Raw genomic sequence first — 17,752 nt, 5'->3', positions numbered from 1 at the left:
TGGTCTCCAGTGACCACGACCGCAATCTCGCGCGCTTTCCCAAAATATCGCACCAGCTTGGCGCGCACGCGTCGTTTTGCAGTTCCTCTGCGATGCGGAATTTCTCCAAGCAGTTGAACCGCGCCGGGAGTCGTGGAGGCTGGGTTATTTAAGTTAATGCAGGCACGTCAGCGATATTTCTGAGTTGCCTGTAGTAGTTTGCCTCAGCCTTAGCTGGGGGATATAGCCGAGCGGCTCCATCGGTCGATGATGGTTGTATAAGGCCACCCATTCCAGCGTTGCCAGTTCGACGAGTTCCCTCGTTTTCCAGCGGGACGACGATGAATCAGTTCCGTCTTGTACTAGCCATTGATCGTTTCAGTCAGTGCATTGTCGTAGCAGTCGCCCCGGCTGCCAACCGACGGCTCGATCCCGCTCACCAACTGAATGCGATTGCTTCCTCTGTGCGGCAGATGGCCAATATTGCCTTCTTTAACTCTTGCAGTATTTTTCCCCGCGCTCGCAAGGAAGTCATTTAAAATCAATTGTTTAACCGTGCTAAAGCATGAGCAATATTGCTCCCGTCATGCATGTTGATCAGCGAATAGCGCACTCAACGGGTAAGACCAATCTCGCTCCACTTGTTGCTACCGGCTCGCAATCAATAGCGGTCTCGAGGCGGCAGCGACATGCACATTCCGAATCTCACTCGCCTCGGTCAACGATTTTCTCAGTCCTCCCCCAAAGTTCCACGCATTCAATCAAAAAGACCGATCAGCAGCCTGTCATACGACTCGATTTGCCTAGAATTTGTCGACAGAAAACCACCAATAAATTCGCGCTGCCGATTTTTGTAATCAACCCATTTCTCATCGTGCGAATCGATTGCCTGCCCGAGTTGCAGTGCACCCTCCTCCGCATCCTGTCCATTATAAAAATAACCAAGCTCACGGCAGAGGTATGCGTTATGGATCAATGCATACCCGTTCCAGCAAACATCGAAATAGAAGTAATTCAGCGCGAGCCCTGATTGATGGGATATTACAATGTCGGTATGTTCCGAAAGAAATTGAGGGGTGTTGTAATAGCCGACAAAGCTTATCTTTGAGTCTCTCACCAGGTCGAGGTGGTACGCGATGCCAATAAATTCGGGGCTGTTTTTTGCAAGATGCTCCGTGTTCGTCGCGTGCACATAAGATATCTTCTCGCCAAATTTTCGATAGCCCAGTTCTGCAATCAAGAGCGGATAGAGGCAAAACTTCGTAACGTCGATATTCGGCTCCATGATGGAGAGGCGCTTCGATTGCCCGGTTGGACGATACTCCCCGCCATGCGGAAGCGCTGCCGACCGCTCTTCGACACACATCGGGTCCCAAACGAACGGGACTTCACGAACCGGCTGGCGTCGTAATACGCTGAAGTAGCTCGCGCTGGTATCGACAACTTGCGGGATGATCCACACTTGATCGTAACGTTGGTTGATGAATACCGTTTCCGCATGCCGCCTGCCAAAAATCATGGCCTGCATCATGTGCACGTATTCCGGACCGCAGCAGTAGCTCACCACTTTCGTACCGCGGCCCTGCAGATACGCGGTTTGCTGTTGGTCAATTTGCCCCCCGAGTTCGATCAGGACATCGAGCGAGTCTTTCGCATCGTCGAACGAGCGAATCGGATACTGCGTGGTATCCCATGGAAGTTCCGGCGTGATCTTGACGTTCGTGGTGTTGACGAGCGTGACCTGATGGCCAAGAGGCGAGTGTTGAAAGAGCTTCATCAGATACAAGGCGTTCTGCTTGATGCCGTTGACCCAGAGACTCTCCGCCGCGTGGTGAAGGCCAATTGTGATACCGACGCTGAGTGAGCGTGCCAAACTCATGGGAGGTTCTCCAGGATGCCCGTCCAATAAAGAGTTAGATCATAGCGCTGCACTGGTCTCCAGCTGTCAAGAACTGTCAAAATCTGACATGCGTGGTCGGCACGGGTGACCCTGCACGGCATGCCATACAGCGGCGCGCAGGGTTTCGTATTCGAGGAAGTGCGGTTATCGATTGACGTGTCCGTGTGCTGTCGATTGAAATCGCGTCGGATCCAGTCGACGATGTCCGGACGGCCCTGAGCGCGAAAATGCGCGCCTACCCGGGACATTTGTTAAATAGCTTGAATACCCGCCAACGTGCGAATGATTTGGCGTACTATCCGCCCGTCATCCTGGCTAATGTCGAATGCGGTCGAGCGACCTTGGGCAACGGCCATGGTTTTTATCTTCGGGAGCTCGAGCCGGGCGCCGATTTCATCCGCACGCCAGGACCGATCATGTTTCAGTCCCCGGGAGATTCCTTCGTCAACGGTTCGTTGCTGGGCCTGTGCGTCGAGGTTCCGCTTGCCGCGATCGTTTCGCTTGCGATGCACGGCGTCGACTGGAACGGGCCGCGCATCGCGATGCTCGTCGCCACGCCGGTGCTGATCGCATGCATCACCCTGCTGACGCGCCCCCTCGCATTCAGCACGGTATGGAAGCACAAACGCTCGCCGTTCGTGCTCGACGACAATGTGCGTGCATCGATTTACGGCCGGCTCTGCGGGATTGCGATCGGCGTCGTGTTCGGCATCATGGTCGCGACGACGTTCGCCTGACCCGGTCGAGAAAAATCTCCCATCGGGGCCTGCGCAGGGCGCGAAGCCTCGCTCACGAAGGGAAAGCAGCGTTTCCGGAATGCGCGTGCGCCCCCCAATCTCCCACTCACCCGGCCGCCTTCCCATTGCCCTCGATCACGTCGCCGCGACCAGCGCGTTGAACGACGTATCCCACAGCGGCGCGACATTGGCCGGCCCATCCAGCACACCGATCCGCGCGAACACGTCCGCGACCTGCTGATGCTGCGCCACCACGTCGGGCGTCACCGGCAGCAGTGCGTAGTCTTCGCTGCGCTGGTCGAACATCGCGACGAGATCGGCAACCGGCACGCGCGTCTCGCGGTTCTGCACGAGCGCATAGTCGCCGAAATGCGCGTTCGCCCATGCATACGCGCGTCGAAACCGCAGCAGCAGATCGCCCGTCGCCGCGCGACGGCGCGCATCGTCGAGCGTGCGCGGGTTCGCATAGACCGGAAAGTTGCCCGACAGATAGCCCTTCCCCGTCTTCAGCACGCGTGCACCGTAGCGATTGCGCGCGAGCTGCCCGTTGTAGCCGTAGATCGCCCATGCGTCGATGTCGCCGCGATCGTATGCGGACAAGCCATCGGCCGGCGACAGGTTGATCGGCTGGATATCGTCGAAGCTCAGGCCGGCCTCTTTGAGTTGGCGATACAGGAAGTAGTGCGACGTCGTCGCACGCACGTACCCGACACGTTTGCCCTTCAGGTCCGCGATGCCGCGGATCGGCGTGTCCTTGCGCGCGAGCGTGACCTGGTTGTTCAGGTCTTCGCGCACGCGGGTGATGAGCCGCACGTTGGCCTTCTGTCGCGCGGCGAACACGGCCGGAATTTCGCTGCCCGAACCGATGTCGAGCGCATCCGCGTTGAGCGCCTCGATGTGCAGCACGCCGTTGTTCAGCTCGCGCCAGTCGATCCGGTACGGTGTGTCGGCCAGCCCGGCCGCCTGCAACAGCGCGCGCCAGCCGCCCTTGTAGGTTGCGACGCGCAACGTGGTGCCGGCGAGATCGGTGTTGACCGCGGGCGCGGCGAACGCGGCCTTCGCGGCCCATGGCGCCGCCGCCGCTGCGGCGCCGGCAAGCAGCAAACGGCGACGTGCCGCCGAAATTGACGACATCGGATGCTCCTGTCGGTCGATCAAACGGGAAGTGAAAAGCGCTGCGTCAATGCAGCACCGGAAATCCGTGGCGCTCGGCCAGCAGTTCGAGGATGCGGCGCGCGTCGGTGACGAAGCGCACGTCGCCGAGCGTCCGTGCATCGTCCGGCGCCGGCTGGTCACGGCCGAGCACGAGGACCGGCAGCCCCTGGTGCGCATCGTCGAGCGCGTCGATCACCGCGTGCCGCGGCCGCTCGAAGCCGACACGTTTCACGTCGATTCGACTCGCGCGATCGGGCGCGCTCGCCAGCAGCCCCTCGATCGACAGTCCATGCGGGCAGACGAAGCGCTGGCCCGGATGCTTCGGATCGGCAAAGCCCGGTTCCAGCAGAAACAGCACATCGCGACTCATGACAGACGGCTCCCGTGTTCGTGGTTCAGCCGGGACGAATGCGCTTGGGCGCCCTTCCGTTCCCGGAGCATGCCGGCCCGAGGCCGGATGCCCGACTCTACCGGCATGCGTCGCACGGCCCTACCAACGTTTTGCGGAATCGATATGCGGCCGCGCGTAGCGCATCGGGCGCCCGCCGCACAGCGGGCGTTGCGTAAAAACATCGCGCGCCGGGCCGCAGATAGTGCGCATATCGAACGATTTCAGCGATCGATATGACGGCGCCCGCGTGTATCCGGTGCCCGACGTTCGCCGTTCGCGCGATACGTTCGCCGCAGCATGGGTGCCGGACGCGATCGCGGCGCACATGCAGGGCTTGCGGCAACGCATATTGCAAATCGGCCGCGCAGCGATTTGCAAACCACGGATCGACCGTTCGCCGGCACCGCCGTCATCAATAGGATCGTGATCCTCGCAGATGTACCCATAAAAAAGAGGATAGTCATGATCAAAAAAACGGTAGTCCTGGGTTTGGTTTCGATCGGTTCGGTCAGCGCGCATGCGCAGAGTTCGGTCACGTTGTACGGCGTCGTCGATGCCGGGTTCGCTTATACGAACAATCAGGGTGGCGCGAGCAACATCCAGCAGACGAGCGGCAAGCTGAGCGGCAGCCGCTGGGGCCTGAAAGGCGTGGAGGATCTCGGTGGCGGCGTGCAGGCGGTCTTCACGCTCGAAAGCGGGTTCCGGCCGAGCGACGGCGGGCTCGGCCAGGGCGGCCGCCTGTTCGGCCGCTCCGCCTACGTGGGCCTCGCCAGCAAGGGGCTCGGCACGCTGACCTTCGGCCGCCAGTACGAGCCGATCACCGACCTCGTTGCGCAGTACTCGGGGTCCGGCTTCTGGTCGCCGGCCACGCACGTGGGCGACAACGACAACATGAACCAGAGCTTCCGGCTGAACAACGCGGTGAAGTTCCGCAGCGACACGATCGCCGGCTTCACGGCCGACCTGCTCTATGCGTTCAGCAACCAGGCCAACGGTGGCGCGGGCACCGGGTTCTCGAACAACAACGCGTGGGGCGCGTCGGCGAACTACGTGAACGGCCCGTTGTCGGTAGGCGCCGGCTATGTCCGCATCAATCACCCGAATTCGACGTCGAATACGAGCGGCGCGGTGGGTGGTGCGACCACCACCACCGGCAACGACTACAGCGGCGGATTCTTCTACGGGCTGAACGGCGGCGTGCTCAAGCAGCAGATCGGCGTGGCGGGCGCGAACTACGCGCTTGGCCGTGCGACGCTGGGCTTCGCGTGGAGCCACACGCAGCTCGATTATCTCGACGGCTCGTCGCGCAAGTTCAACAACTACGACGTGAACGCGCGTTACCAGCTCACGCCGGCCGCCACGCTGATCGGTGTCTATACGTTCACCGACGGGCGCGCGAGCGGCCTGCCGGGCACTGGCGGCCAGACGCTGAAGCCGCGCTGGCACCAGTTCACGCTCGGGTTCGACTATGCGTTGTCGAAGCGCACCGATATCTACCTGTCCGGCATCTACCAGCTCGCGGCCGGCGATGCGAGCACGGCAACGTCGGGCGGCTATCGCAAGATCGCGGCGATCTCGAACATCGGCAGCGCGTCGTCGACGAACCGCCAGGTCGCGTTCGTCACTGGGCTGCGCGTGAAGTTCTGACGGCGAGCATCGGGCGCATCGGGCGCGGTGCAGCGTGGTGCGATAAGCAAAGCGGGAATCGTTGTTTGTCGCACCGGGTTCGGTTGCCGAGAATGGGCGTTTCCCCGCGTGCTGCCCCGGCGCACGATACGCGTTCGACCATGACCGACTCCCGTTTCCCGCCCCATCCACCGCGCAGCGGCCGGCGCGCGGCACTGCGCCGGCTCGCCGGCGGCTGGGCGGCAGCGATGCTGCCTGCCAGCGGCGCGCTGGCGAGCCAGCCGCTCGCCCCGCCCTCTCCGCGCTCCCCGCTCGACGTGCCGCCATGGACACGCGAACCGGGTGCGCCGCTACTGTCGCCGCCCTACGGCGTGCCGGGGCCGCACGAACGCGACGTGATCCGCCGCAGCGCCCGCACGCCGGCCTTGCCCGGCTCCGGCTCGTCGATGACGCCGCTCGCCGACCTGTTCGGCGACATCACGCCGAACGGCCTCGTCTACGAGCGTCATCATGCGGGTGTGCCGGAAATCGATGCGCAGCGTCACCGCGTCGTCGTGCACGGCCTCGTGCGCGAGCCGCGCGTGTTCACGATCGACGACCTGCTGCGCTTTCCGTCCGAGTCGCGGATCCACTTCCTCGAATGCTCGGGCAACACCGGCAGCGAATGGAACGGCCCGAGCGGGCTGCCCGTTCAGTTCACGCACGGGCTGCTGTCGTGCTGCGAATGGACGGGCGTCCGGCTGTCGACGCTGCTCGACGAAAGCGGCATCGATCCGGACGCACGCTGGTTGCTCGCCGAAGGCGCCGACGGCGCGGCGATGACACGCAGCCTGCCGCTCGACCGGATCCTCGAGCGCGCGCTCGTCGTCTATGCGCAGAACGGCGAACGGCTGCGCCCCGAGAACGGTTATCCGGTACGGCTGATCGTGCCGGGTTTCGAAGGCAACACGAACATCAAGTGGCTGCGGCGGCTGAAGCTGGTGCGCGCGCCGGAGATGACGCGCGAGGAAACGTCGAAATACACGAACCTGCTGCCCGGCGGCTGCGCCCGCCAGTTCGTGTTCGAGATGGATGCGAAGTCGGTCATCACGCGGCCGTCGGCCGGCCATCGGCTCGCGGCGCACGGCTATTACCCGATCGGCGGCTACGCGTGGTCGGGACGCGGCCGGATTCGCGCGGTCGACGTCTCGACCGACGGCGGCCGCACCTGGCGCCCCGCGCGACTCGCGGGCGACGTGCGCGATCGCGCGCTGACGCGCTTCGAAGCCGACTGGATCTGGAACGGCGAGCCCGCCGACCTGCAAAGCCGCGCCACCGACGACACCGGCTACGTGCAGCCGACCCGCGAGGCGCTCGTCGCCGTGCGCGGCGTCAATTCGCAGTACCACTACAACGGCATCCAGAACTGGCGCGTCGGCGCGGACGGCGAGGTGCGCAATGCGTAAGCCGCTTGCCTGCCTGCTCGTCGCATCCCTGCTGGTTCCGAGCCTGGTGGTTCCGAGCGCATTCGGCGCGGGCTACGGTCTCGGCCAGCCCGTCGACCGTGCGGCGCTCGCGGCGTGGGACATCGACGTCGCGCCCGACGGCAGCGGCCTGCCGCCCGGCTCGGGCACGGTCGCGCGCGGCGCTCACGTGTTCGCGGACAAATGCGCGATGTGCCACGGCGCCGGCGGCGAAGGCGGCGTCGGCGATCCGCTTGTCGGCGGCATCGGCTCGCTCGCGAGCGCCAAGCCGAAAAAGACGGTCGGCAGCTACTGGCCGTACGCGACGACGCTGTTCGACTACATCCGCCGCGCGATGCCGTACAACGCGCCGCAATCGCTGAGCGCGGACGAAGTCTATGCGGTCACCGCGTATATCCTCCATCTGAACGGCATCGTGCCCGCCGATGCACGGCTCGACGCGCGCACGCTGCCACGCGTGCGGATGCCGAACCGCGACGGGTTCGTGCCCGATCCGAGGCCCGGCACGCTATGACGCGGCTCGAACCGCGCGCACGCACATCGTGCATGACACCCGGGCGATTCGCCGCCGCGCGTGCCGAGCGTTGTCGTCCGAACCCTGTCCAACCCGCAAGGAAGCCTTCATGAGCGACACTTCCCTCGCCGCGCCGGTCGCGCCGTCGCCGTTCGTCGACGTGCGCTCACCGGCGGATTTCCCCGACAGCCCGGTGTCGCGCGTCCTCGCGCAGCCGCTGATGCTCGGGCTGTTCCTGCCGATCCAGGCCGGCGGCTGGAGCGCGTCGACGCTGCCGCGCACGACCGACTGGACCTTCGACTACAACGCCGACCTGGTCGCGCGCGCGGAGGCACTCGGCTTCGATCTCGTGTTCGCGCTGTCGCAGTGGCTGCCGAAAGGCGGTTACGGCGGCGTGTTCGACGGCCAGGCGCTCGACTCGTTCATGACGCTGGCCGCGCTGACCGCGCGCACCGAACGGATCATCCTCGTCGCGACGAGCCACGTGCTCTACGGGCCCTGGCATCCGCTGCATTTCGCGAAATTCACCGCGACGCTCGATCACATCTCGCGCGGGCGCTGGGGCATCAACGTCGTGACCGGCCACCGCGCGATCGAGCACGAGATGTTCGGCTGGAACCGGATCGAGCATGACCGGCGCTACGATATGGCCGCCGAATTTCTTGATGCGGTCCAGCAGTTGTGGGCGCAACCGGACAATTTCAGCTACACGCCGGCGCTGTCGAGCTGGCGGCTGGGCGGCGCATTCGTGACGCCGAAGCCGCGCTACGGCCGCCCGCTGCTGATCAACGCGACAGGCTCCGATGCGGGCATCGACTTCGCCGCGCGCTACTCGGACATCGTGTTCGTCACGAGCCCCGCCGGCACGGATGCCGAACGCGCGATCGCTGCGCTGCCCGCGCATACCGCACGGGTGAAGGCAGCCGCCGCGGCGCGCGGCCGAACGATCCGCACGTTGCTCAACCCGCTCGTGATCTGCCGCGAGACGGCGGCGGAAGCCCGTGCGTACCGCGACGCGATCGTCGCGCATGCGGACGAAGGCAGCTTCCACCGTTTCGACAGTGACGCGCATGCATGGAGAGGCGGCTTCGAACAGCGCTCGCAGGCTGCCTCGCGCGCGATCGGCGGCAATATCTCGATCACCGGCTCGCCGGAGGAAGTCGCCGATACCATCGTGCGGCTGCACCGTGCAGGCATCGACGGCATCCAGTTGAGCTTCTACGACTTCAAGCCCGATCTCGACTTCTTCGGCGAGCGTGTGCTGCCGCTACTGCGCGATGCTGGTTTGCGGCGCTGACGTCAGGCAGCCGTTTCGGCACGGGCGGCGGTGGCGCGGCGCACGGGCCGCCGCAGCCCCAGATGCTCGCGCAGCGTATGGCCCGCATAGTCGTCGCGAAACAGCCCTCGGCGCCGCAACTCGGGCAGCACCAGCGCGATGAAATCGTCGAGGCCACCGGGCAACGTCGGCGCCATCACGTTGTAGCCGTCCGCGCCGTAACGCACGAAGCGCTCTTCGAGCTGGTCGACGATCTGTTCCGGCGTGCCGACGAGTTGCCAGTGGCCGCGCGCGCCTGCGACACGCAAATAGAGTTCGCGGATCGTCAGGTTCTCGCGGCGCGCGAGCTCGATCGTCAGTGCCTGCCGGCTCTTGCTGGCGTTGGTCTCCGGCAGCGGCGGAATCGGGCCGTCGAGCGGATACGCGGACAGGTCGAATCCACCGGTGAGGCCGGATACGAGCGCGAGCCCGACCGTCGGGTCGATCAACGACTGCAGCGCGTCGAATTTCTCCCTCGCTTCGCTTTCGGTACGGCCCACCACCGGAAACACGCCCGGCATGATCTTCAGCGTATCGGGATCGCGGCCGAACGCCGCGAGCTGGCCCTTCACGTCCGCATAAAACGCGACCGCGTCGTCGAGCGTCTGCTGCGCGGTGAAGATCACCTCGGCCGTGCGCGCGGCCAGCCGCGTACCGGCCGGCGACGAACCGGCCTGCACGACGACCGGGTGCCCCTGCGGCGGCCGCGCGACATTCAAGGGCCCGCGCACCTGGAAGAAGCGGCCGCGATGGTCGAGCACGTGGCGCTTGCTGGGATCGAAGAAGCGGCCCGATGCGCGCTCGCGCACGAACGCATCGTCGTCCCAGCTATCCCAGAGGCCACGCACGACATCCGCGAACTCCTCCGCACGCGCATAGCGTTCGGCGTGATCGAAATGCGCGTCGCGATTGAAATTGCGCGCCTCGTGCTCACTCGACGACGTGACGAGGTTCCAGCCCGCTCGACCGCTGCTGATGTGGTCGAGCGAGGCGAACTTGCGTGCGATGTGGAACGGCTCGTTGAAACTCGTCGACGCGGTGCCGACGAGGCCGATCCGCTCGGTGACGGCCGCGAGCGCCGACAGCAGCGTCAGCGGCTCGAACTGCGCGATGTAGCTGTGCGCGGTGCGGCTCAGGAACTCGACGTCGTCGCCGCGCGTGCCCACGCCGTCGGCAAGGAACACGAGATCGAACTTCGCGGCCTCGGCCGCCTGGGCAAGCCGCACGTAGTGGCGAAAATCGACGCCCGCGTCGGCCTGCGAACCGGGGTGGCGCCATGCGGCGATGTGATGGCCGGTCGGGTACAGGAATGCGCCGAGATGCAGGTGTCCGGTGCGGGTCGTCATCGGGAAGGGTTTCCGAAAAAGAGGGCCGCGCGCGCGGCCAGGTCAGAACACGCGGCCTTCGGTCAGGTGTGTCGTCACGCCGTTCAGCTCGTAGTCGCCGATCACGCGCGCCTTGTGCAGCAGCGGGTTGTGGCTGAAGATCGTGCGCAGGTTGCGCCAGTGCCGGTCGAGGTTGTGTTCGCGCGCCGTCGCCGACGCGCCGCCGACTTCGAACAGCCGCTCCGCCGCATGCAGCGCCAGCTTGCTGACGATGAGCTGCGTGCGTGCCGTGGCGAGCGCGCTGTCGAGCACCAGCGCATGCGCATCGGCATCGCCGGCTTCGATCGCGTCGGCGGAACGGTCGAGCGCCCGCGCGTTTTCGCGCACGAGCCCGTCGATTGCATGACTGTGCGCGGACAGCTCGCCGACGACCTGCTGGATGAAATGATCGTCGCGTGCGGTCGGCGCCGGGCTGTGCAGCACCGGGCGGCCGTGCGCGAGCACGTAGCGGCGCGCATCGGCAACCACGTTGCGCACGATGCCCGCCCCCGTCGCGACGAGATGCAGCTGCCGCAGCGCGCCGCAATGGCGGCCGACGAGCGTCGAGCCGTCGCGCGCGGCCACCTCATCCGCGAACACCTGCACGTCGTTCAGCAGCAGGCTGCCGCTCGCGGTCATGCGCTGGCCCATGCCGTCCCAGTCGTCGAGTACCTGCACGCCGTCCCGCGCGACGGGAATGATCACGGCGACCGCGTTACCTTGCTCGTTCTCCACGTTGATGCGCGCGAAATCGGCAAACGCGGTGCCGGTCGAATAATATTTGCGGCCCGTCACGCGATAGTGATCGCCGTCCCGACGCAACACCGTAGTGTTCTCGCCGGGCCGCGACGTGCCGCGCTCGGTCGACGCACCGCCGAAGATCGCGCCGGCCAGCGCCCGTTCGAGCTGCACGTCGTTGAACGGCGTGCGCGGCGACAGCCGCAGCGTCTCGATCTGGTCGTAGTGAATCCGCAGCGCGTGCGCGAGATTCGAATCGGCGGCGGCCAGCGTCGCGATCGTGTCGAACAGGTCGACCAGCGTGCCGCCGAGGCCGCCGCGCTCCACCGGAATCCGCAGCACGCCCAGCGTCGAGCGACGGAAGATCGCAAACCCCTCGAACGGCAGTTCGCGACGCGCCTCGCGTTGCGCGGCATCCTGCCCGATCGCGTTCGCGAGATCGGGTAGCGCGGCAAGCGCGTCGCGCAACGCGTCGCGCGGATCGACGGCATCACGGGCAGTCATTCGGCAAGTCCTTGTTCGGGAAGATCGGGCGCTGCGCAGCGCGATCGCGGCATGCGCGAACCGCCGCATGCGCAGCACCGCAAAGTATAGGGACGCACCCGGCGCGCGTGAAAAGCCGATTTCAGCTTACGTTATGCAGGCGCCGGGAATTGCCGCGTGCGGTGATATCAGTGCTGGATGCCCCAGCGCCGCACGGTCACGCGTTCGAGCGTGTCGAACACGAGATTCTCGACGAGCAGGCCGATCACGATGACGGCCGCGAGGCCGGCGAACACGCGATCCGTATACAGCTCGTTGCGGTTCTGGAAGATGTACCAGCCGAGCCCGCCCTGGCCCGCGCTCGCGCCGAATACCAGCTCGGCCGCGATCAGCGTTCGCCACGCAAATGCCCAGCCGACGCGCAGGCCCGACAGGATCGACGGCAATGCGGCCGGCACGAGGATCAGCGCGATCTGGCGCAGGCCCGTGAGGCCGTAGTTGCGCCCCGCCATCTTCAGCGTGGCCGGCACGCCCGCGAAGCCCGTATACATGCTGAGCGCGAGCGGCCACAGCACCGCGTGCACGAGCACGAACAGCAGGCTGCCGGTGCCGAGCCCGAACCACAGCAGCGCGATCGGCAGCAACGCGATCGACGGCAGCGGATTGAACATCGACGTCAGCATCGCCAGCAGGTCGCGGCCGATGCGCGTCGATACCGCGAGCGATGTCAGCGCGAATGCGAAGCCCACGCCCAGCGCGTAGCCGCGCAGCAGCACCGACAGCGAGATGCCCGTCTTCACCAGCAGTTCGCCCGACTCGATGCCCTGCACGAACGCGGCCAGTGTCGCGCCGAAGGTCGGCACGAGCAGATCGTTCGCGACGATGCGCGCGACGATCTCCCATGCGGCAATCAGCACGAGTGCGATGACGCTGCGCCGAAACCATCCCGCGCCGGCGACGCGACGCCACAGCGGCGCCGGCACGGCACGTTCGGCGTCGGGCAGCGTGTCGAGCGTGCGTTCGTATTCGGCGCGCACGGGCGGCAGCGGCGGCAGGGACGGATCGATCGTGCTCATGATGCGGCTTCCTCCGTCGTCGGGGCGTGGGTCGAGTCGGTATCGAACAGCAGGCGATGGATCCGCGCGACGTTGTCGCGGAAGTCGCCGGTGTCGACGTTGTCGAGCGAATGCTCGTGGCTGTTGAGCTCCGCACGCACACGGCCCGGATGCGGCGACAGCAGCAGGATCCGGTTGCCGACGACGAGCGCTTCCTCGATCGAATGCGTGACGAACAGCAGCGTGAAACGGAATTCGTCCCACAGGCGCAGCAGTTCCTCCTGCATCTTGCGGCGCGTCAACGCGTCGAGTGCGGCGAACGGCTCGTCCATCAGCAGCACGCGCGGCTGCATCGCCAGTGCGCGCGCGATCGCGACGCGCTGCTTCATGCCGCCCGACAGCGTGTGCGGGTAGGCGTCGGCGAACCCGCTCAACCCGACCTTGTCGAGATAATGCAGCGCGCGCGCCCGTGCTTCGGCGCGCGACAACCTGGCGGCGGCACGCAACGGAAACGCGACGTTTTCGACGACCGTCTTCCACGGCGGCAACTGGTCGAATTCCTGGAACACCACGACGCGGTCAGGGCCCGGCCCGCGCACCGGCCGGCCGTCGAGCGCGATCGAACCCGATACGGGCTCGATGAAGCCGGCAATCGCCTTCAGCAGCGTCGACTTTCCGCACCCCGACGGGCCGAGCAGCACGAAGCGGTCGCTGCCGTACACGTCGAAGCTGACCTGGTGGGTCGCGCGCACGATCCGCGCGCCGCTGCGGTATTCGAGGTTCACGCGGTCGATGGCGAGCAGGCGTTCACTGTGCGCGCCGGCCTGCGCGGCGTCCGGCGCGGGCCGGCCGGCGACTTGCGCGTCGGGCTCGGGGTGGCCGGCAGGCGCCGCGCCGCCGCGTGCTGCATACGGCGGCAGCCAGGTTCGGGGAGAAGTGGCGTTCACGATCGAATCTCTTGCGGGTAAAGCATCAGCATGCGGCCAGCCCTTTCGCGGGCCAACCATCGATTGCCCATATCGAAACCGCACCGACGCATAAGCGTCGATCGCGGCGTCGAAGCGGCTCTGCTCAACTGCCGCCGGCCGTCGCCGGATCGTCGAAGAAATAGTCGCGCCACGACTTCGGTTCGTTACGGATCGCACCGGTGCGGTGCATGAACTGCGCTAGCGCGAGCGTGTTCTGCGGCGCTGTCTTGAACTGCACCTGCGGATTGCGCAGGATCTTCAGCAGCAGCGCGCGATCGATCTTCGATGCGTTCACGCGGATATAGGTATCGGCGGCGCGCTCGGGATCGGCCGCGATCTGGCGCGCGGCTTCGGCCAGCGCGGCAACGAATGCGCGATAGGTCTTCGGGTTGTCGTCGCGGAATTTCTCGGTGGCATACAGCACCGTCGCGGAGCTCGGGCCGCCGAGCACGTCATAGGAATTCAGCACGATGTGCGCGTTCGGGTTGCCGGCGAGTTCCTGCTCCTGAAACGGCGGATTGCCGAAGTGGCCGGTAATCACGCTGCTGTTCGCCAGAATGGCCGCCGTTGCGTCGGGATGCGGAATCGCCTGCGTGAGCGCGTCGAGCTTGTCGAATTGCTTGTCGCCCCACTGCTTCGCGGCCGCGTATTGCAGCACGCGCGACTGCACCGACACACCGACCGCCGGCACCGCGATGCGGTCCTTCGTGCTCAGGTCGGCGATCGTCTTCACGTTCGGGTTGCTGCTGACGAGGTAGTACGGGAAATTGCCGAGCGACGCGACGCCCTTCACGTTCTGCCGGCCGCGCGTGCGGTCCCACACGGTCAGCAGCGGCCCGACGCCCGCGCCCGCGATGTCGACCGCGCCGGACAACAGCGCGTCGTTCACGGCCGCGCCGCCCGACAGCCGGACCCAGTCGACCTTGATGTCGAGGCCGGCCTTGCGCCCTTCCTTTTCGATCAACTGCTGGTCGCGCGCGACGTTCAGCATCAGGTAGACGACGCCGAACTGCTCGGCGATGCGGATGCGGCCTTCCGCGTGCGCGGCTCGCGGGGCGAGTGCGCCGGCGAACGCGAGCGCTGCGGTCAGTGCGGCCGCCAGCGCGCGGCGCGCCGGCAAAAACGAAAACGACATCGGAACTCCAGTCAGGATGGGGCGGAAGATTGACGCGGCGGCACGTGGCTCAGAAAGGCGCGTCGCCTTCGATCGTCGTGCGATACAGCTTGCGGCGCAGATGATCGGGCGTGCCGGCGGCGAGATGCATCAGCGAACGGTTGTCCCAGAACACGAGATCGTGCTCGCGCCATGGGTGCCGGTACACATGCTCGGCACGCACGCTGTGGGCGAACAGCTCGTCGAGCAGCGCGCGGCTTTCGTCATCGGGCAGCCCGACGATGCGCGTCGTGAAATGCTCGCTGACGAACAGCGCCTTGCGGCCCGTTTCCGGATGCGTGCGCACGACCGGATGCACGACCGCGGCAACCTGCGCGATCTGCTCGGGCGACAGGTTCGGCCGCCACGGGCTGCGCGCCTGCAATTCCGCATAGCGCGCGAGATACGTATGCTCGGCGCGCCGCCCTTCCACCGCGCGGCGCAGATGGGCCGGCAGCGTGTCCCACGCCAGATGCATGTTCGCGAACAGCGTGTCGCCGCCTTCGGCCGGCAGTTCCTGCGCATGCAGCAGCGAGCCGAGGCTCGGCTTCTCCTTGTACGACAGGTCCGAGTGCCAGAAATGGCCCGCGTCGCCGAGCCCGATCGGCTTGCCGTTCTCGACGACGTTCGACACGATCAGCACCTCCGGATGGCCGGCGAGCGCGAACTGGTGCAGCACGTGGATCTGCAGCGGGCCGAAGCGGCGGCTGAACGCGATGTGCTCGTCCGGCGTGATGCGCTGGTCGCGAAACACCAGCACGTGCTGGTCGAGATGCGCGCGATGAATGCGCGCGAAGTCGCCGGCGTCGAGCGGTTGCGACAGGTCGAGGCCGACCACTTCGGCACCGAGCGGCGCATCGAACGGCACGATGTCGAAGTGCTGCGCCGCAACGCGCGGCCGCGATGCGGGCGGATGCCCAGCGCAAAGCGATGCGTCGTCGCGGATGGCGGTAGTCGTCACGGCACGGCCCCCTGATTCGGTCAAAACGCGAATCTACGAGTGCGTGCCGGACGGCGTCAACGAAGCGATTCCGATACGTTTATCTGCTGCGCTGATAAAGATCGCTGCTCCCGCATACGGCGCGGCAGCGGGCGGCGGGCTCATGTGCGAAAGCGGCCGATCGCGGCGGCCGTCACGACGCCGTCGACGGATCGGGTACATGCACGGCGCCTTCCGGATACCGGATGTCGATCAGCCCGTTCTTGTCGCGGATGCGTAGCGGCGGCGCGGCTTCCACGCTCGCACGGTCGATGCCTTCGCACACGGCCAGGGTCGTGTTGGTCCGGTCGTACACGCGCGGGTCGTCGACCGCGAAGGCCCAGTTCAGGAAGCGCAGGCTTCTGGGGTCGATTCCCGGCAGATGTCGATTTCAGTTCGATTGCCGCATTCCGGAACGTATTAATGGCGGTGGGTGTCTGAGGGCGTCCATTTGAATATATGACGCGCCGGCGGACACAATGCGGCGAAGGCTCTAAATCGACGTGCCGTGAAAACGAGCTTTAACGAGCCAATCGGAAATTTTCGGGATCGCTTGCCGCTTCAGCTTTTGTGAAGCGTGATGACAAAATCAGATCGACAACCGATCGATATTGGAAGCGCGTGCAGACCGTTGGTCAACGGTCTGCACTGAACGGATGTGCCGTGTATTGGAATATTGGGCGGCCCTCGGAACAAGGTGCTATTGAAACAAAATCCCGCGCCGCTGATAACTGACAACATTGACAGGGATTGTTCCAATTCGAGTGGCTACCGAGCCGACGACAGCACCGCCCATCTGGAAATCAGCGAATGATCCTCTACGCGTGACGCCATTTTGCCAATGTAGGCAGTTCGCGCTCGGTGACCGGATCATCCAGCCGGAGCCAGCTATAAAACGTGCCGTGCCATCCCGGAACCGGAAGCGGGGCCGTGCAGCGAATGTCCGCGAGGCCCGGCCGATAGGCCTGAAACGGCCAGAATAGCGGCATGATGCGGCGCGCTTCCATGTCTTGGCGCAATTCGGCCGGTCCGCCCGCGTCGGACACGATATCGCAGTGGAACGCCCAGTCCTCTTCGCTCCAGGCGAGAAATACACTGGGCGCGCCGGCGGCATCGAACATCAGCACCGCGTCCTGATTGGGGCGCCAGTAGTATTCGACGATGCCTTCCCGCGCGGCCACCTCATCGATCAGCTTGACGATCCGTGGATCCCGGTAGGTCGCCCCCGCTTCATGCAGGCTGATGTGCCCGCGGGCCGCGCAGCACTTGCGTTTCGCGTCGTCCAGCGCGCTCGCCAGCTTGCGCGCCATCTCGACGTCGGTTTTCTTCAGATAGCAATCGATCAGTCCCGCGTTGAACGCGGCCACCGCCTCGCGCTCGTCGGCGATGCCGGTGAGCAGGATTTTCATGCAGTTCGCGTTGCGGATGGAGGTCAGAAACTGGATGCCGTCGACCTCCGGCATCGAATAGTCGACGACCACCGCGCCCACCGCCTCGAATCGGGCAGGATCGGCGAGCGCATCCTCGCCGATCGCATTCCCGCCTGTTTTCTCCGCACCGAAATAGTCCGCAGCCGTGGGGGGACTCTCCGCGTCACGCGATGACACGAAGTCGAGTGCCGCCCGGGGGTGCGTAAAAAAGTGGTTCAGGCGTTCGTCCGGAAATGCGCCCCGCAGCGCCTGCAGGAAATCCGGATTGTCGTCGACAAATACCACGGACACGGGGTAAAGCACCGGCTGCCTGACGAAGGGTTGCATAAGAGTCTCGATAAATCAGCAGAAAAAGAGGCGGTATCGGAGACGCTTTACCGCGAATGATTATCGCGGCAATTATCCGGCGAAAGTGGGACGCACATCAACTATTCCTCATCCGCTAATTCGGCACGTTTCAACCATGCCGCTCAGCGGAATTGCACGGGGAGAATCGGGCCAT

Annotated in this window: 17 protein-coding genes and 1 pseudogene; 5 read left to right on the top strand and 13 right to left on the bottom strand. The window is 65.3% G+C overall.

Going from position 1 to position 17,752, the window contains the following annotated elements; all coding sequences use genetic code 11:
• Positions 1-148: 148 nt before the first annotated feature.
• Both CFB43_RS35030 and CFB43_RS35025 read right to left on the bottom strand, forming a co-directional pair.
• A pseudogene (locus CFB43_RS35030) lies at positions 149-416 on the bottom strand (integrase core domain-containing protein); the annotation flags it as partial.
• A 320-nt stretch (positions 417-736) separates the two neighbouring features.
• Positions 737-1,858, bottom strand: a complete 1,122-nt coding sequence (locus CFB43_RS35025; RefSeq protein WP_089498662.1) for a DUF2827 domain-containing protein — start codon at positions 1,856-1,858, stop codon at positions 737-739.
• A 185-nt stretch (positions 1,859-2,043) separates the two neighbouring features.
• Between CFB43_RS35025 and CFB43_RS39055 the strand changes: the two genes are divergently transcribed.
• A complete protein-coding gene (locus CFB43_RS39055; protein WP_256990184.1) occupies positions 2,044-2,616 on the top strand; it encodes a hypothetical protein in 573 nt (190 codons plus the stop codon).
• Positions 2,617-2,751: 135 nt separating this feature from the next.
• On the opposite strand, the gene CFB43_RS35015 is transcribed toward CFB43_RS39055, so the two are convergent.
• The 3 genes from CFB43_RS35015 to CFB43_RS38660 all read right to left on the bottom strand — a co-directional run bounded on the left by CFB43_RS35015 (position 2,752) and on the right by CFB43_RS38660 (position 4,681).
• Positions 2,752-3,750, bottom strand: coding sequence for an ABC transporter substrate-binding protein (locus CFB43_RS35015; protein ID WP_089498661.1), 999 nt, complete (start codon positions 3,748-3,750; stop codon positions 2,752-2,754).
• A gap of 46 nt (positions 3,751-3,796) precedes the next feature.
• The gene (locus CFB43_RS35010) at positions 3,797-4,141 is read right to left on the bottom strand and encodes a DUF3088 domain-containing protein (protein ID WP_089498660.1); all 345 of its coding nucleotides are present in this window, start codon (positions 4,139-4,141) and stop codon (positions 3,797-3,799) included.
• Positions 4,142-4,261: 120 nt separating this feature from the next.
• Complete coding sequence (locus CFB43_RS38660; RefSeq protein WP_179254953.1) at positions 4,262-4,681, bottom strand: hypothetical protein; 420 nt, start codon at positions 4,679-4,681, stop codon at positions 4,262-4,264.
• Here CFB43_RS38660 and CFB43_RS35000 point away from each other — a divergent pair.
• The 4 genes from CFB43_RS35000 to CFB43_RS34985 all read left to right on the top strand — a co-directional run bounded on the left by CFB43_RS35000 (position 4,625) and on the right by CFB43_RS34985 (position 9,062).
• Positions 4,625-5,809, top strand: a complete 1,185-nt coding sequence (locus CFB43_RS35000; protein WP_089498658.1) for a porin — start codon at positions 4,625-4,627, stop codon at positions 5,807-5,809. The two genes, CFB43_RS38660 and CFB43_RS35000, sit on opposite strands and share 57 nt — an antisense overlap.
• Before the next feature lie 140 nt (positions 5,810-5,949).
• A complete protein-coding gene (gene soxC, locus CFB43_RS34995; RefSeq protein ID WP_089498657.1) occupies positions 5,950-7,233 on the top strand; it encodes a sulfite dehydrogenase in 1,284 nt (427 codons plus the stop codon).
• Positions 7,226-7,765, top strand: a complete 540-nt coding sequence (locus tag CFB43_RS34990) for a c-type cytochrome (protein WP_089498656.1) — start codon at positions 7,226-7,228, stop codon at positions 7,763-7,765. Before soxC ends, CFB43_RS34990 begins: the two co-directional genes overlap by 8 nt.
• Before the next feature lie 109 nt (positions 7,766-7,874).
• The gene (locus tag CFB43_RS34985; RefSeq protein ID WP_089498655.1) at positions 7,875-9,062 is read left to right on the top strand and encodes an LLM class flavin-dependent oxidoreductase; all 1,188 of its coding nucleotides are present in this window, start codon (positions 7,875-7,877) and stop codon (positions 9,060-9,062) included.
• A 2-nt stretch (positions 9,063-9,064) separates the two neighbouring features.
• On the opposite strand, the gene CFB43_RS34980 is transcribed toward CFB43_RS34985, so the two are convergent.
• The 8 genes from CFB43_RS34980 to CFB43_RS34950 form a co-directional block, all read right to left on the bottom strand.
• Positions 9,065-10,426: an LLM class flavin-dependent oxidoreductase gene (locus tag CFB43_RS34980; RefSeq protein ID WP_089498654.1), complete on the bottom strand. Its 1,362-nt coding sequence runs from the start codon at positions 10,424-10,426 to the stop codon at positions 9,065-9,067.
• 42 nt (positions 10,427-10,468) lie between these two features.
• Positions 10,469-11,686, bottom strand: coding sequence for an acyl-CoA dehydrogenase family protein (locus tag CFB43_RS34975; RefSeq protein WP_089498653.1), 1,218 nt, complete (start codon positions 11,684-11,686; stop codon positions 10,469-10,471).
• Between the two features lie 167 nt (positions 11,687-11,853).
• Positions 11,854-12,741, bottom strand: a complete 888-nt coding sequence (locus tag CFB43_RS34970; RefSeq protein WP_089498652.1) for an ABC transporter permease — start codon at positions 12,739-12,741, stop codon at positions 11,854-11,856.
• Entirely contained in the window at positions 12,738-13,727 is a 990-nt protein-coding gene (locus tag CFB43_RS34965; RefSeq protein ID WP_089498651.1) for an ABC transporter ATP-binding protein, read from the bottom strand. Before CFB43_RS34965 ends, CFB43_RS34970 begins: the two co-directional genes overlap by 4 nt.
• Before the next feature lie 64 nt (positions 13,728-13,791).
• Positions 13,792-14,823 (bottom strand): ABC transporter substrate-binding protein, encoded by a 1,032-nt coding sequence (locus tag CFB43_RS34960; protein ID WP_089498650.1) that lies wholly within the window; start codon positions 14,821-14,823, stop codon positions 13,792-13,794.
• Positions 14,824-14,872: 49 nt separating this feature from the next.
• Positions 14,873-15,802 carry a TauD/TfdA dioxygenase family protein gene (locus CFB43_RS34955; RefSeq protein ID WP_089498649.1) on the bottom strand — a complete coding sequence of 310 codons (930 nt, stop codon included), beginning with the start codon at positions 15,800-15,802 and terminating at the stop codon, positions 14,873-14,875.
• Positions 15,803-15,974: 172 nt separating this feature from the next.
• Positions 15,975-16,136 carry a hypothetical protein gene (locus CFB43_RS38655; protein WP_179254971.1) on the bottom strand — a complete coding sequence of 54 codons (162 nt, stop codon included), beginning with the start codon at positions 16,134-16,136 and terminating at the stop codon, positions 15,975-15,977.
• A 502-nt stretch (positions 16,137-16,638) separates the two neighbouring features.
• Positions 16,639-17,577, bottom strand: coding sequence for a response regulator (locus tag CFB43_RS34950; protein ID WP_089498648.1), 939 nt, complete (start codon positions 17,575-17,577; stop codon positions 16,639-16,641).
• Between the last annotated feature and the right edge of the window lie 175 nt (positions 17,578-17,752).

The sequence above is a fragment of the Burkholderia sp. AU15512 genome, from assembly GCF_002223325.1.
Lineage (GTDB): Bacteria > Pseudomonadota > Gammaproteobacteria > Burkholderiales > Burkholderiaceae > Burkholderia.
Note: the sequence above shows the minus strand (reverse complement) of the source record. Positions and strands in the feature narration are given on the sequence as shown.

Excerpts from the sequence above, each read along its gene's own strand:
- CFB43_RS35025 (WP_089498662.1), bottom strand. The coding sequence starts at position 1,858 with ATGAGTTTGGCACGCTCACTCAGCGTCGGTATCACAATTGGCCTTCAC.
- CFB43_RS35015 (WP_089498661.1), bottom strand. The coding sequence starts at position 3,750 with ATGTCGTCAATTTCGGCGGCACGTCGCCGTTTGCTGCTTGCCGGCGCC.
- CFB43_RS35010 (WP_089498660.1), bottom strand. The coding sequence starts at position 4,141 with ATGAGTCGCGATGTGCTGTTTCTGCTGGAACCGGGCTTTGCCGATCCG.
- CFB43_RS35000 (WP_089498658.1), top strand. The coding sequence starts at position 4,625 with ATGATCAAAAAAACGGTAGTCCTGGGTTTGGTTTCGATCGGTTCGGTC.
- CFB43_RS38660 (WP_179254953.1), bottom strand. The coding sequence starts at position 4,681 with ATGCGCGCTGACCGAACCGATCGAAACCAAACCCAGGACTACCGTTTT.
- soxC (WP_089498657.1), top strand. The coding sequence starts at position 5,950 with ATGACCGACTCCCGTTTCCCGCCCCATCCACCGCGCAGCGGCCGGCGC.
- CFB43_RS34990 (WP_089498656.1), top strand. The coding sequence starts at position 7,226 with ATGCGTAAGCCGCTTGCCTGCCTGCTCGTCGCATCCCTGCTGGTTCCG.
- CFB43_RS34985 (WP_089498655.1), top strand. The coding sequence starts at position 7,875 with ATGAGCGACACTTCCCTCGCCGCGCCGGTCGCGCCGTCGCCGTTCGTC.
- CFB43_RS34980 (WP_089498654.1), bottom strand. The coding sequence starts at position 10,426 with ATGACGACCCGCACCGGACACCTGCATCTCGGCGCATTCCTGTACCCG.
- CFB43_RS34975 (WP_089498653.1), bottom strand. The coding sequence starts at position 11,686 with ATGACTGCCCGTGATGCCGTCGATCCGCGCGACGCGTTGCGCGACGCG.
- CFB43_RS34970 (WP_089498652.1), bottom strand. The coding sequence starts at position 12,741 with ATGAGCACGATCGATCCGTCCCTGCCGCCGCTGCCGCCCGTGCGCGCC.
- CFB43_RS34965 (WP_089498651.1), bottom strand. The coding sequence starts at position 13,727 with ATGGTTGGCCCGCGAAAGGGCTGGCCGCATGCTGATGCTTTACCCGCA.
- CFB43_RS34960 (WP_089498650.1), bottom strand. The coding sequence starts at position 14,823 with ATGTCGTTTTCGTTTTTGCCGGCGCGCCGCGCGCTGGCGGCCGCACTG.
- CFB43_RS34950 (WP_089498648.1), bottom strand. The coding sequence starts at position 17,577 with ATGCAACCCTTCGTCAGGCAGCCGGTGCTTTACCCCGTGTCCGTGGTA.